Source organism: Frigoribacterium sp. CF331, assembly GCF_057787905.1.
In genome coordinates this window covers 2,448,176-2,461,432 of record NZ_CM173545.1, presented here as the reverse complement: position 1 = coordinate 2,461,432, position 13,257 = coordinate 2,448,176, and the positions used below count along the sequence as shown (strand labels likewise).

At 72.6% G+C, this 13,257-nt stretch carries 13 protein-coding genes; 3 read left to right on the top strand and 10 right to left on the bottom strand.

Annotation, left to right across the window (positions count from 1 at the left end; translation table 11 throughout):
- Window position 1: 1 nt before the first annotated feature.
- From AC3CCI_RS11490 to ubiE, 4 genes are all read right to left on the bottom strand, one after another.
- Window positions 2-490: a YajQ family cyclic di-GMP-binding protein gene (locus AC3CCI_RS11490; protein WP_354593236.1), complete on the bottom strand. Its 489-nt coding sequence runs from the start codon at window positions 488-490 to the stop codon at window positions 2-4.
- A 111-nt stretch (window positions 491-601) separates the two neighbouring features.
- Entirely contained in the window at window positions 602-1,984 is a 1,383-nt protein-coding gene (locus tag AC3CCI_RS11485) for an FAD-dependent oxidoreductase (RefSeq protein WP_354593237.1), read from the bottom strand.
- Between the two features lie 91 nt (window positions 1,985-2,075).
- Window positions 2,076-3,215 carry a polyprenyl synthetase family protein gene (locus tag AC3CCI_RS11480; RefSeq protein ID WP_354593238.1) on the bottom strand — a complete coding sequence of 380 codons (1,140 nt, stop codon included), beginning with the start codon at window positions 3,213-3,215 and terminating at the stop codon, window positions 2,076-2,078.
- The gene (ubiE, locus tag AC3CCI_RS11475) at window positions 3,212-3,952 is read right to left on the bottom strand and encodes a bifunctional demethylmenaquinone methyltransferase/2-methoxy-6-polyprenyl-1,4-benzoquinol methylase UbiE (RefSeq protein WP_488627280.1); all 741 of its coding nucleotides are present in this window, start codon (window positions 3,950-3,952) and stop codon (window positions 3,212-3,214) included. Before ubiE ends, AC3CCI_RS11480 begins: the two co-directional genes overlap by 4 nt.
- A gap of 52 nt (window positions 3,953-4,004) precedes the next feature.
- Between ubiE and AC3CCI_RS11470 the strand changes: the two genes are divergently transcribed.
- Window positions 4,005-5,237 (top strand): isochorismate synthase, encoded by a 1,233-nt coding sequence (locus AC3CCI_RS11470; RefSeq protein ID WP_488627279.1) that lies wholly within the window; start codon window positions 4,005-4,007, stop codon window positions 5,235-5,237.
- The gene (locus AC3CCI_RS11465; protein WP_488627278.1) at window positions 5,234-6,637 is read left to right on the top strand and encodes an MFS transporter; all 1,404 of its coding nucleotides are present in this window, start codon (window positions 5,234-5,236) and stop codon (window positions 6,635-6,637) included. The genes AC3CCI_RS11470 and AC3CCI_RS11465 overlap by 4 nt, the downstream gene beginning before the upstream one ends.
- 24 nt (window positions 6,638-6,661) lie before the next feature.
- Here the strand turns inward: AC3CCI_RS11465 and AC3CCI_RS11460 are convergent, their stop codons facing one another.
- The 3 genes from AC3CCI_RS11460 to AC3CCI_RS11450 are packed head-to-tail and all read right to left on the bottom strand — an operon-like array spanning window position 6,662 to window position 9,681.
- Window positions 6,662-7,513 (bottom strand): PPK2 family polyphosphate kinase, encoded by an 852-nt coding sequence (locus AC3CCI_RS11460; RefSeq protein WP_488627277.1) that lies wholly within the window; start codon window positions 7,511-7,513, stop codon window positions 6,662-6,664.
- Between the two features lie 53 nt (window positions 7,514-7,566).
- Entirely contained in the window at window positions 7,567-9,321 is a 1,755-nt protein-coding gene (menD, locus tag AC3CCI_RS11455) for a 2-succinyl-5-enolpyruvyl-6-hydroxy-3-cyclohexene-1-carboxylic-acid synthase (RefSeq protein WP_488627276.1), read from the bottom strand.
- The gene (locus AC3CCI_RS11450) at window positions 9,322-9,681 is read right to left on the bottom strand and encodes a PLD nuclease N-terminal domain-containing protein (protein WP_354593244.1); all 360 of its coding nucleotides are present in this window, start codon (window positions 9,679-9,681) and stop codon (window positions 9,322-9,324) included.
- Between the two features lie 177 nt (window positions 9,682-9,858).
- Here AC3CCI_RS11450 and AC3CCI_RS11445 point away from each other — a divergent pair, with 177 nt between their 5' ends.
- Entirely contained in the window at window positions 9,859-10,134 is a 276-nt protein-coding gene (locus AC3CCI_RS11445; protein WP_354593245.1) for a DUF4229 domain-containing protein, read from the top strand.
- Window positions 10,135-10,152: 18 nt separating this feature from the next.
- Here the strand turns inward: AC3CCI_RS11445 and AC3CCI_RS11440 are convergent, their stop codons facing one another.
- From AC3CCI_RS11440 to AC3CCI_RS11430, 3 genes are read right to left on the bottom strand one after another with little or no spacing between them, the layout of a single operon-like run.
- Window positions 10,153-11,109 (bottom strand): 1,4-dihydroxy-2-naphthoate polyprenyltransferase, encoded by a 957-nt coding sequence (locus AC3CCI_RS11440; RefSeq protein ID WP_488627275.1) that lies wholly within the window; start codon window positions 11,107-11,109, stop codon window positions 10,153-10,155.
- A 27-nt stretch (window positions 11,110-11,136) separates the two neighbouring features.
- On the bottom strand, window positions 11,137-12,309 hold the full coding sequence (locus AC3CCI_RS11435) for an AMP-binding protein (protein WP_488627274.1): 1,173 nt from the start codon (window positions 12,307-12,309) through the stop codon (window positions 11,137-11,139).
- 14 nt (window positions 12,310-12,323) lie between these two features.
- The gene (locus tag AC3CCI_RS11430; RefSeq protein WP_488627273.1) at window positions 12,324-13,232 is read right to left on the bottom strand and encodes a 1,4-dihydroxy-2-naphthoyl-CoA synthase; all 909 of its coding nucleotides are present in this window, start codon (window positions 13,230-13,232) and stop codon (window positions 12,324-12,326) included.
- Window positions 13,233-13,257 lie beyond the last annotated feature (25 nt).

Sequence of the window (13,257 nt, the reverse complement as noted above, 5' to 3'; positions counted from 1 at the left end):
GCTAGCGGAAGTTCACGAACTGGAGGTCGACGTCGAGGTCGGCCGCCTTCAGCAGTGCCATGGTCGCCTGCAGGTCGTCGCGGCTCTTCGACTGGACGCGCAACTCGTCGCCCTGGATCTGGCTCTTGACGCTCTTGGGCCCCTCGTCGCGGATGATCTTGCCGATCTTCTTGGCGGCGTCCTGCTCGATGCCCTGCTTGAGCGAGGCCTCGATGCGGTACTCCTTGCCGCTGGGGAAGGGCTCGCCCACGTCGAGGTGCTTCAGGCTGATGCTGCGCTTGATGAACTTCGACTCGAGCACGTCGAGCACGGCCTTGACGCGCTCTTCGGTGCTGGCCTTGAGCAGCAGCTTCTCGCCGCTCCAGTCGACCGAGGCGCCCACGCCCTTGAAGTCGTAGCGCTGCTCGATCTCTTTCTGGGCCTGGTGGAGGGCGTTGTCGGCCTCCATCTTGTCGACCTTGCTGACCACGTCGAAGGAACTGTCTGCCATGCCGACCAGCTTACCGACGACCACCGAGCTCGGTGACGCCAGCGCGCCTCCTCGGTCTCGTCGTCGGGAGGACGACCGGCCGAGGAGGCGCGCCGACGGTGGTCGAGGACGTCAGGCCGGCGTCGACTCCGCCTCGACGGCCCGCGACACGCGGACCATCTCGTCGCGCTCGACGACCTTGACCCGCGCCCGCTCGTGTTCGTGCGACGCGCCGAGGCCGATCTCGTGCTCGTCGAGCCGGTGCCAGCCCTCGAGGTCGGTGTACTCGACGCCCCGCGACTCGAGCAGGGCCGGGACGGCCTCGTCGGACGGGTCCTCGGGCTGCCACCAGCTGGCCTGGTCGTTGATGAGGTGCTTGACGGTCTCCATCGCGTCGCTCTTGGTGTGCCCGATGAGGCCCACCGGCCCGCGCTTGATCCACCCCGTGGCGTAGACGCCGGGGACGATCTGGTTGTCGTCGTCCATGACCTGGCCCTCGTGGTTCGGGATCACGCCTCGACGCTCGTCGAACGGGATGCCGTCGAGCGGCGAGCCGAAGTAGCCGACGGCCCGGTAGATCGCCTGGATCGGCACGTCGCGCAGCTCGCCGGTGCCCTCGACGCCGCCCTGCCCGTCGGGACGGGTGCGTTCGTAGCGGAAGGCCGCCACGCGTCCCTCGGCGTCGCCGACGACCTCGACGGGCTTGGCGTAGAAGTGCAGGTGGAGGCGGCGGGAGGCCGTGCCGACCTCGCGCTGACGCCACTGGTTCAGCACCTTGTCGATGACGAAGACCTGCTTGTTCGTCGCGATGGCGGTCTTCGAGGCCTCGTCGTGGTCGAAGTCCTCGTCGTAGACGATCATGTCGACGTCGCGCACCTCGCCGAGCTCGCGCAGCTCGAGCGGGGTGAACTTCACCTGGGCCGGACCGCGGCGGCCGAAGACGTGGACGTCGGTGATCGACGACTGCTTGAGCCCCTCGTAGACGTTGTCCGGGATCTCGGTCGGCAGCAGGTCGTCCGCGTGCTTGGCGAGGATGCGCGAGACGTCGAGGGCGACGTTGCCGACGCCGACGACGGCGACCGAGGTCGCGTCGAGCGGCCAGGTGCGGGGGAAGTCGGGGTGGCCGTCGAACCAGCTGACGAAGTCGGCGGCACCGTAGCTGCCCTCGAGGTCGATGCCCGGGATGTCGAGGTCGGCGTCCTTGATCGCACCCGTCGAGAAGATCACCGCGTTGTAGTGCTTGCGCAGGTCGTCGAGGCCGATGTCGACGCCGTAGCGGACGTTGCCGAAGACGCGGATGTCGCCGCTGTCGAGCACGTCGCGGAGGGCGTTGACGATGCCCTTGATGCGCGGGTGGTCGGGCGCCACGCCGTAGCGCACCAGGCCGTAGGGGGCCGGCAGCTGCTCGAACAGGTCGATGGAGACGTCGAAGGCCTTCTCGGCCTTGGCCAGGATGTCGGCGGCGTAGATGCCGGCCGGGCCGGCGCCGACGATGGCCAGTCGCAAGGTGGTCACGGTTGCTCCCTAGGTCTGGGGTGGCTCGGCGGGGCCGGCCGGTTGGACGATGGTGCTCGGGGTCGAGCGGGACGAGGAGGCGCGGCGCCGGTCAGGCCGACCGCTCGACCACGCGGTCGGCGAAGCGGGTGAGCGCCTTCTTGACCGGGCCGTCGGGCAGGGGCGAGAGCGCCTCGAGCGCCTCGCGGGCCCACCGGTGCGCCTCGACGCGGGTGCGTTCGGTGACGTCGTGCTCTCGGACGCGCCGCACGAGGTCGGCGAAGTCGGCGTCGAGGTGTGACGTCTCGTGGGCGAGGTCTGCCGCCGGCACCCCGTCGGCCGTCGGCTCGCGGTCGGACCGCTGGGCCGCCGCCCGCGTCGCGTCGACGATGCGGTCGATCTCGTTCAGCAGCGACGACGCCTCGAGGTCGGTCCTGGCCAGCTCGCGGAGGTACAGGACGGGCAGGGTGACGACGCCCGCGCGCAGGTCGGTGCCGGCCTTCTTGCCGGTCTCGGCGGGCTGGTCGGAGAGGTCGATGACGTCGTCGATCAACTGGAACGCGATGCCGATCTTCTCGCCGAACTCGGCGACGGGGGCCAGGTACTCGCGCGGGGCCCCGCTGAACATCACGCCGGCACGGGCGGCCGTCGAGATCAGCGACCCCGTCTTGTCGGCGAGCACGTCGAGGTAGTGCACGATCGGGTCGTCGCCGTCGCGGGGACCGACGGTCTCGTGCAGCTGACCGAGGCACAGGCGCTCGAAGGTCTCGGCCTGCAGCAGGATCGCCTCTTGGCCGAGCCCCGAGACGATCGTGCTGGCCCGGGCGAACAGCAGGTCGCCCGCCAGGATGGCGACGTTGTTGCCCCACACGGTCTGGGCGCTGGGGACGCCACGACGCATCTGCGCCTCGTCCATGACGTCGTCGTGGTAGAGCGAGGCGAGATGGGTGATCTCGGTGGCCTGGGCCGAGGCCACGATGCCCGGCGTCGCCCCGTCGCCCAACTGGGCGATGAGCAGCGTCAGCGTGGGCCGGACGCGCTTGCCGCCCGCCGCGAGCAGGTACCGCGTGGTGGCGTCGGCGATGTCGTCGGCGAAGGCGATCTCGCGCAGCAGTCCTTCTTCGACGAGCTCGAGCCCGTCGTCGACGGCCGCCACGAAGCGGCGCTCGGTCGGCGTGGCGAACAGCTTCTCGCCGAGGCCGAGCGACCGGCCCAACGAGTTGCGCTGCGCGGGAGGCGCCCCCGCGTTCACGAGGTGGCCCGCTTCGAACGCGAGGAGGCGCGCACGGCACCCTGCGCCGGCTTGCGTCCGCGGTGCAGGGCGACGATGCCCAGGCTGAGGTCGCGGTGGGCGACCCGGGTGAAGCCCGCGCCGCGGATCCACTGGCTGAGCACCTGCTGCTCCGGCCACTGCTCGATCGACTCGGCGAGGTACGAGTAGGCCGGGCCGTTGCTGCTGGTGAGCTTGGCGATGAGCGGCATGCCGTACTTGAGGTACGCGCGGTAGGCCACCCGCAGCAGACCGAACGGGGGCGTCGAGAACTCGCAGACGACGAGTCGGCCGCCGGGCTTGAGCACCCGGTTCATCTCGGCGAGGGCCACCTTCGGCCGGTTGACGTTGCGCAGGCCGAACGAGATGGTGACGGCGTCGAAGGTGTCGTCGTCGAACGGCAGCGACTCGGCGTTGCCCTCGACGAACTCGAGCTCGGGGTGGCGTTCGCGGCCGACCTCGACCATGCCCTTCGAGAAGTCGAGCGCGACGACCTCGGCGCCGCGCTGGGCGATGGCCGCCGAGCTCGTGCCGGTGCCCGCCGCGATGTCGAGCACCTTGTCGGCCGGGCCCGCGCCGATCGCCTTGACGGTGGCGATGCGCCACAGCACCGCGTTGCCCGCCGAGAGCACGTCGTTCGTGCGGTCGTAGTGGCGCGCGACGCCGTCGAACATCGAGGCGACCTCGTCGGGTTGCTTGTTCATGTCGGCCTTGGTCACGATGGTCGATCCTACCGTCTAGCACTGGGGGTGTCCCGAGTAGGGTCGACGGGTGAACTCCCCCGCGTTCAGCGCTCCGTCCCTCGCCGTCCGCACCACCAGCATCGACCACATCAGCCCCCTCCTCGACGTCGTCGACCGGGCCCGTCCCTTGGTCTTCGTCCGCGGCGGCGCGGGCATGGCGGGCATCGGCGAGGCCCTGCGACTCGAGTTCTCCGGCCCCCACCGCATGACCGAGGCGGCCGACGCCTGGCGTGCCGTCGCCGCCGCGGCCACCGTCGACGACGAGGTGGGCGTCCCGGGCTCCGGGCTGGTCGCCTTCGGCTCGTTCGCCTTCGACGACGAATCCGCCGAGAAGAGCGTCCTGATCGTCCCCCGCATCGTGATCGGGCGTCGTGACGGCGTCGCGTGGATCACGCGGGTCGACGGGGCCGAGCTGCCCGCCGGGAAGCCGGTCGGCGCCTCCGTCCGGCTCTCCCTGGTCGACGGGGCCCTCGGCGCCGACGACTACGCACGGGCCGTGGCCGGGGCGGTGCGCGCCATCGACGACGGTCGCGTCAGCAAGGTCGTCCTCGCACGCGACCTCGTCGGCACCCTCCCGGCCGAGGCCGACCTCCGCCTCGTCGCGGCCACCCTGTTGACCGCCTACCCCGACTGCTACGCCTTCGCGGTCGACGGCTTGATCGGAGCCAGCCCCGAGACGCTCGTCAAGTCCGAACGCGGCGTGGTGTCGGCCCGCGTGCTCGCGGGCAGCGCCGCCCGGGGCGTCGACGCGGTGACCGACGAGCACGCCGCGCTGGCCCTCGCGACGTCGCCCAAAGACCTGGACGAGCACGCGTTCGCGCTCCGCAGCCTGCTGCTGTCGCTCGGGCCCCACGCCCGCGACGTGGTGACCGGCGAACAGCCGTTCACCCTGCGGCTGCCCAACCTCTGGCACCTCGCCAGCGACGTGCGCGGCCGCCTCACCGACGGCTCGAGCTCGCTCGACCTCATCGCGTCGCTGCACCCGACGGCGGCCGTGGCCGGCACCCCGACGACGGAGGCGCTGGCCCTGATCCGAGAACTCGAACCGTTCGACCGCGGTCGCTACGCCGGGCCGGTCGGCTGGGTGGGCGCCGACGGCGACGGCGAGTGGGCGATCGCCCTCCGCTGCGCGCAGGTCGACCCGGACGGCTCCGTGCGGGCGTTCGCCGGCGCCGGCGTCGTCGCCGAGTCGGTGCCCGAGCGCGAGGTGGCCGAGACCGCCATGAAGTTCCGCCCCGTGGTCGACGCCTTCAGCCGATGACCGCCCCGGCGACGTCGTGGTCGCGCCCGGTCGCCCTCGTCGTGGCGGCGGCCTTCTTCATGGAGAACCTCGACGCGACGATCCTGTCGACGGCCACCGCGACGATCGCCGACGACTTCGGCGTGCAGCCCGCGCAGCTCGGGCTGGCCGTCACGGGCTACCTCGTCGCGGTCGCGGCGTTCATCCCGTTGGGGGCCTGGCTCGCCGAGCGCTGGGGTGCCCGCCCGGTGTTCCTCGGCGCGGTCGTGCTCTTCACGCTCGCCTCGGTGGCCTGTGCGGCGAGCACCGACCTCGTCACCCTGACCACGTCGCGTGTGGTGCAGGGCTTCGCCGGCAGCATGATGGTGCCCATCGGGCGGCTGATCGTGCTGCGCAGCACCGAGAAGTCCGAACTGATCCGGGCCATCGCGTACCTCACCTGGCCCGCGCTCGTCGCCCCGGTCGTCGCCCCGCTGATCGGCGGCCTGCTGACCGAGCACCTCGGCTGGCAGTGGGTGTTCCTCGTCAACGTGCCGGTCGGCGTGGCCCTGCTCGTGGCGGCCTGGCGGGTCGTCCCCTCCCCCGAGGTCGGCGACCGCCAACCGCTCGACCTGGTCGGCCTGACGCTCGTCGCCGGGTCGATCGTGTCGCTCGTGCTCGCCTTCGAGCTGCTCGGCGAACCCACGACGCTCGTGCCCGGCGCGCTGCTCGCCGCCGCCGCGGTCGTGCTCGGCGCCGGCGCGGTGCGGTGGTTCCGTCGGGCGGCGCACCCCCTGCTCGACCTCGCGGCGTTCCGCATCGGGTCGTTCCGCGTGACGAACCTCAGCGGCTCGCTCTACCGGGCCGTGGTCAACGGCATCCCGTTCGTCGTGCCGCTGCTGCTGCAGGACGGCTTCGGCTGGTCGCCCGTCGAGGCCGGCCTGATGCTCATGTGGGTCTTCGTCGGCAACCTCGCGGTCAAGCCCTTCACGACCCCGCTGCTGCACCGTTTCCGCATCGTGCCGATCGTCGTCGTCGCGACCGTCGCCCTCGCGGCGACCTTCGTCGCGACCGCCCTGGTCCGGCCCGACACGTCACCGGTGGTCGTGGCGGGCGTGCTGCTGCTGAGCGGCGTCTTCCGGTCGGTCGGCTTCACGGCCTACAACACGTTGCAGTTCGCCGACGTCCCGGCACCGATGATCGGCCCCGCCAACGCGATCGCCTCGATCACGAGCCAGCTCGCCGTCGGGCTCGGCGTCGCCGCCACCGCCCTCGCCGTCCGCGTGGCCGACGTCGTCGCCTCGGCCGACGGACGGGCGTCCGCGGCGACCGGGTACCAGGCCGCGCTGATCGTGCTGGCCGCGCTGGCCCTGCTCAGCGTCGTCGAGGGGCTCCGGCTGCCCAGGGGGACGGGCGACGCGGTGCGGACCCGCGCCTCCTAGGCCCGCCCGCGGTCGGGCGTCGCCCTACGACGTCGCGAGCTTGGTCTTCTCGAGCTCGACGTCGAACTGCGCGGCCGGCCACTCGAGGCCGCGCGACGAGAGCGCGTCGACGAGCAGCTTCTGGACGGCCACCCGGGCGTACCACTTGCGGTCGGCGGGGACGACGAACCACGGCGCGGTCTCGGTCGAGGTCCGGCGGATCGCCGTCTCGTAGGCCTCCTGGTAGTCGTCCCAGACGAGGCGCTCCTCGAGGTCGCCGGGGTTGTACTTCCAGTGCTTCTCGGGGCGGTCGAGGCGGTCGCCGAGGCGCTCCTTCTGCTCGGCGGACGAGATGTGCAGCATGACCTTGACCAGCGTCGTGCCGTTCGCGACGAGCTCGTCCTCGAAGGCCACGATGTCGAGGTAGCGCTGCTCGATCTCCTCCGGCGGGGCGAGGCGCCGCACCTTGCCGATCAGGACGTCCTCGTAGTGCGACCGGTCGAAGACGCCGATCATGCCGGGGCCGGGCAGCTCGCGTCGCACCCGCCAGAGGAAGTCGTGCGCGAGCTCGTCGGGCGTCGGCGCCTTGAACGCGTGGTGCGCCACTCCCTGCGGGTCGACCGCCCCGACGACGTGCCGCACGATGCCCCCCTTGCCGGCCGTGTCGGTCGCCTGGAGGACGAGCAGGACGTTGCCCGTGCTGCCTCCGCTGCGGCTCTGGGCGAACAGCTTCTCCTGCAGCTCGCCGAGGGTCTCGCGCCCCGACTCGAGCACCTGCTGCGAATACGACTTGTCGCCCGTGAAGCCGGGGGTCGACGAGGTGTCGACGTCGGCGAGGACGAAGCCCTCGCCTGCTCGGAGGGACTGGGAGGGCGGGGTCGTCCACGTCTTGGCCATGCCCCCGACCCTACGACCGGGCACGGAGAACCGCCCCGTCGTGGGGCGGACGGTCAGCGAGCGAGCGGCACCTCGACCAGCACCGGGCCGTCGTACCGGGCCACGAGCGCGCGGTCGAGTTCAGCCCGGGTGGCCGCCTCGACGTGCCGCCAGCCGTACGCGCGGGCGAGCGAGGGCAGGTCGACGTCGTGCGGGGTGAACTGCACGCGCGTCATGGCCTCGGCCGAGGCCGTCGACGCCACCTCGAGCCCGTCGAAGATCGTGCCGCCGCCGTCGTTGCCGACGACCACCTGCAGCCGCGGCCGCGTCTCGCCGAGGCCCGCCAGCAACGAACCGACGTCGTGCAGCAGGGTCAGGTCTCCGACGAGGACGCGCGTCGTGCCCGCGGCGGGATCGTCGCGCTGACTGGCGAGGGCGATGCCGGTCGCGGTGGCGATCGTGCCGTCGATGCCCGCCAGGCCCCGGTTGGCGTGGACGGGGATCTTCTTGCCCGGCACGACCTGGTCGAGTTCGCGGATCAGCCGCGACGCCCCGAGCACGAGCCGGTCGTGCGGCCAGCTCACCCGCCAGAGGGCCTCGGCCAGGGCGCGACGCGTGACCGGCCTCCGCAGCAGCTGCACCTCTCGACGGAGGAACTCCGCGCGCTCGGCGGCCTCGGTGCGGTCGACCGACCCGTCGTCGTCGGCGCCGACCTCGGCCCGCCCGCCGTCGGCCCCGTCCGCGACCTCGGCCGCGGCCTCGAGCAGTCGGCGTCCCGTGTGCACCCAGCGACCGACCCAGGCCCGGTGGGCGGGGTCGTCCGCCGAACCGGCCGCCGAGGAGGCGCGGGTCACCTCGACGGCCTCGACGACGCGTGCCGAGCGACTCGGGTCGTAGGCCTCGGCCCCGGCTGCGCGGACGACGACGACCTCGACGCCGTCACGCGTGAGCAGGGCGGGGACCTGACGACTGAGCGTCGGGTGCCCGAACACGACCACGCGGCGGACGCGACCGCCGAAGTCGGGGTCGTCGAGGAGCGCGCGGTAGGACGACACGAGGTGTGGGCCGAACCGTGCGCCGCTGGACACCTCGGCCACGAGCGGGGCACCGAGCGACCGTGCCAGCGACTCGGCGTCCGGGCCGGCCGCGTGGCCGGCGACGACCAGGGTCGCGGGCTCGACGTCGACCTCGACCGGGGTCGGCGCCGCCGGCGGCGGAGGCCGGACGGGCTCGGGCCGGGCGGGAGGCAGGGTCTGCTCGCCCGACGAGAGGGGCTCGCGGAACGCCACGTTGACCTGGACGGGCCCCCGTGACCGCGCGAGCGCGCCGTGCGAGTCGCCGCCCAGGGCCTCGGCCACCGCGTCGCGGGCCAGGGCCCGGACGGCCTCGTGGTCGACCGGACCGGTGCGGGGCGCCTCGACGTCCCGCACCCAGCCGACGGCCGTCGCGAACAGGCCCGGCTGGACGGTGGTCTGGTTCGACCCGATGCCGCGCATCTCGACCGGACGGTCGGCACTGAGCACGATCAACGGCACGCCAGAGTGGTGGGCCTCGAGGACGGCGGGGTGGAGGTTGGCCACGGCGGTGCCCGACGTGGTGACGACGACGCTCGGCACACCCGTCTCGGCGGCGAGGCCGAGGGCGAGGAATCCACCCGACCGCTCGTCGATGCGGACGTGGAGCGTCAGGCGTCCCGCAGCCTCGAACTCGGCCGCCGCCAGGGCGAGCGCCTGGCTGCGCGACCCGGGGCTGAGGACGACGTCGCGGACGCCCGCGTCGACCAGGGCCCCGAGCAGCGACAGGGCGTACTCGGTCGAGGGGCTGGCCACTTACTGCTTGCCGGTCTTGTCGTCGTTGTCGAGGTCGAGCAGCTCTTGCTCGAGTCGACGGATGCGCTCGTCGGTCGTCTCGCGGTCGAGATCGCTCGTCGTGCGCCAGGTGGTGCCCGAGAACTCGGGGTCGTCGTCGGGTGCGACGGTGCGCTGCGCCGCCGGACGACCGCTCTTGCGGGCCCGGCCGAGCACGAACCACAGCACGGCCCCGATGACGGGCAGCACGACGATGATGACGGCCCAGAGGGGCTTGTTCAGAGCCCGGAACCGCGAGGCGTCGGCGAACAGGCAGTCGATGAGCGCGAAGATGACGAACGCCGCCGCGGCGACGATGCCCACGATGAAGAGCCTGACCATGAGCTGATCCTAGGTCTCGATCCGGTGCAACGCCTGATGGTGGCGCGGCCGTTGCCGAGCTGTGACGTGGGGTGCGCAGCGACGCCGCACCGCGCCTCCCGGGCGGGGGACGCCGGGCCGGTGCCGGGTGCCCGCCGCGCGGCGGGCGCACACCCGACGGACCGTAGACTCCTCGTCGTGAAACCCTGGCTCAAGTACTCGATCGTCCGCCTCGGCCTGTTCGCGGTCGTGCTGGGCGTCCTGCTCGTGCTGCGGTTCGACCCGTTGTGGGCGACGCTGATCGCCGCGGTGGTCGGCTTCTGCGTCTCGTACCTGTTCTTCGCCCCGCTGCGGCGACGCGTCGCACTCGACCTCGCCGAGCGTCGATCGCGCCCGGCCCGTCTCGACGACGACTCGGCCGCCGAGGACGAGGCCATCGCCGACGACGAGGCCGACACGGGACGCAACCGCTAGGACGACCCGGCGCGGGCGCTAGAAGAAGAGCGCGGCCGACAGCGCCAGGGCCCAGACCAGGGCCGACAGCGACGACAGCTGCAGGGCGAGGATCAGTTCACGGGGCGTCCTGCCCGTGACGCCGATGACCGCTGCCGGCACGGCGACGATCAACGTGAAGTAGACGTAGGGCGCGTGCAGGTAGAGGAACGCGAAGTACACCAGGATGATGAACGGCAGCAGCAGGAACAGCGCGTACAGCGCCCGGGCCACCGGGTCGCCCACGACGACCGCGAGGGTGCGCTTGCCGGCCGCCGTGTCTTGCGGGATGTCGCGCACGTTGTTGATCATCAGCACGGCGCAGGCGAAGAGTCCGGCCGCGATGCTCGCCACCCAGGCGTCGAAGGGGAACTCGCGCAGCTGCACGAAGGTCGTGCCCACGGTGGCGACGAGCCCGAAGAAGACGAAGACGAACAGCTCGCCGAGGGCGTTGTAGCCGTAGGGCCGCTTGCCCCCCGTGTAGAACCACGCGGCGACCACGGCCGCGGCACCCACCGCGAGCAGCCACCAGATCTGCGTGATCACGACGACGACGACGCCGGCCACGGCCGCGAGTGCGAAGAAGGCCAGGGCGACCCGCAGCACGGTCTTCGGCCGGACGCTGCCCGACCCGGTCAGGCGCGACGGACCCACGCGGAAGTCGTCGGTGCCCCGGATGCCGTCGGAATAGTCGTTCGAGTAGTTGACGCCGATCTGCAAGAAGACGGCGACCGCCAGGCAGAGCAGCGCGAGGGTGAGGTCCCAGCCTCCGTTCGCTCGGGCGACGCCGGTGCCGAGGGCGACCGGCGCGATGCCGAGGGGCAGGGTGCGCAGCCGGGCGCCACCGATCCAGTCGCGGGCGGTCACCCGGCGCACCGGCTGCCTGCCGGGTCGTCCACCGGGTCGGCCGCCGGGACGGCCCTTGCGCTGGGGGGTCGAGGTCTTCGTCTTCGCCACGACCCGAGTCTAGTTCGCAGCGGGCTATCAGCTTGCCGCGAGGCCGGCCACCAACCGCGTCAGCCCGACGCGGTCCGGCTTGCCGCTGGCCAACGAGGGCAGCGTCTCGACGCGCACGATGCGGTCGGGTGCCGCGGCACGACCCGCGACGGACGCCACGATCGCGCGCAGCGCCGACAGCTCGTCGTCCGCCGGCGGCCCGAGGGGGGACGACGCAGGAGGCGCGGCGTCGGTCACCACGACGGGCACCTCGCCCCACCGGGCGTGCGTCGCACGGACGACGACGGCGTCGCTCCACCCCGGCTGCTCGCGCACGACCCGCTCGACCACGCCCAGCGACACCTTCTCGCCCCCCGAGACGATCACGTCGTCCAACCGTCCGGTCACGGTGAGGACGCCGTCGGAGACCGTGCCCGCGTCGCCCGTGCGGTACCAGCGACGGCCGTCACGGGTGACGAAGGCGGACGCGGTCCGCTCGGGGTCGTCGAGGTACCCCTCGGCGAGCGACGGTCCGCCCAGTTCGACCTGCCCGTCGACGACCTCGACGTGCGTCCGACCGACCGGCACGCCGTCGTAGACGCACCCCCCGCTCGTCTCGCTCGACCCGTACGTGCGCACGACCGTCACGCCGACCCGACGGGCCCGTTCGACGAGGGCGACCGGCGTGGCCTGCCCGCCGACGAGCACGGCGTCGAACCGGCGCAGCACGTCGGCGACGGCCGGGTCGGCCTCGGCCGCGTCGAGGGCGACCGCGAGCTGTGCGGGCACGAGCGACGAGTACCGCACGGGGTGCTCGAGACCGGCAGCGGCCTCGACGAAGGCCCGGACGTCGAAGTGCCCGGGGGCGAGCAGGGCGGGTTCGGTGCCCGCGGTGATCGACCGGACCAGCACGTTGAGGCCTGCGACGTAGTGCGCCGGGAGGGCCAGCACCCACCGGCCCGGCCCGGCCAGCGCGCCGTCGGCCGCGGCGGCTCCCGCGAGCACCGCGTCGGACGACAGGGCGACGCGCTTCGGGCGACCACTCGACCCGCTGGTCTCGACGACGAGCGACACGGCCTGCGGCACCACGCGCGGCAGGTCGGCGGGCACGTGGTCGTCGATCCGGGGAGCGACGGCCGGGCCGCCCTCGAGCGCGACCCGGAGCGCGTCGAGCACGGCACCGGGGTCACGGGCGTCGACGGCGACCAGGGGGCGGGTCACGAGCCGCGCCTCCGTCAGTACTGCCAGGGGAAGGGCGACCAGTCGGGCGCGCGCTTCTCGAGGAACGAGTCACGACCCTCGACGGCCTCGTCGGTGCCGTAGGCGAGACGGGTCGCCTCGCCCGCGAACACCTGCTGGCCGACGATGCCGTCGTCGGTGGCGTTGAAGGCGAACTTCAGCATGCGGATGGCCGTCGGCGACTTCGTGAGGACGGTGCGCGCCATGCCGAGCGCCTCGCGTTCGAGGTCGGCGTGCGGCACGACGCGGTTGACGGCGCCCATCTCGTAGGCGCGGTCGGCGCTGTACTCCTCGGCGAGGAAGAACACCTCGCGCGCGAACTTCTGGCCGATCTGCTTCGCGAAGTAGGCGCTGCCGTAGCCGGCGTCGAACGAGCCGACGTCGGCGTCGGTCTGCTTGAAGCGGCCGTGCTCGCGGCTGGCGATCGTCAGGTCGCAGACGACGTGCAACGAGTGCCCGCCCCCGGCCGCCCAACCGGGCACCACGGCGATGACGACCTTGGGCATGAAGCGGATCAGCCTCTGCACCTCGAGGATGTGCAGACGACCCGCGGACGCCGGGTCGGGCACGTTCGCCCGGTCGCCCTCGGCCTTGTAACCGTCGCGACCCCGGATGCGCTGGTCGCCCCCGCTGCAGAAGGCCCAGCCGCCGTCCTTCTCGCTGGGGCCGTTGCCGGTCATCAGGACGACGCCGATGCGGCTGTCCATGCGGGCGTGGTCGAGCACGCGGTACAACTCGTCGACGGTGTGCGGCCGGAAGGCGTTGCGCACCTCGGGTCGGTCGAAGGCCACCCGGGCCACCCGGCCGTCGAGGCTGTGGTGGTACGTGACGTCGGTCAGGGCGTCGAAGCCGTCGACCCCCCGCCACTCGGTCGGATCGAACAGGTCGGACACCTCGGAAGCCATGCCGCCAGCCTACCGACGGGGGTCG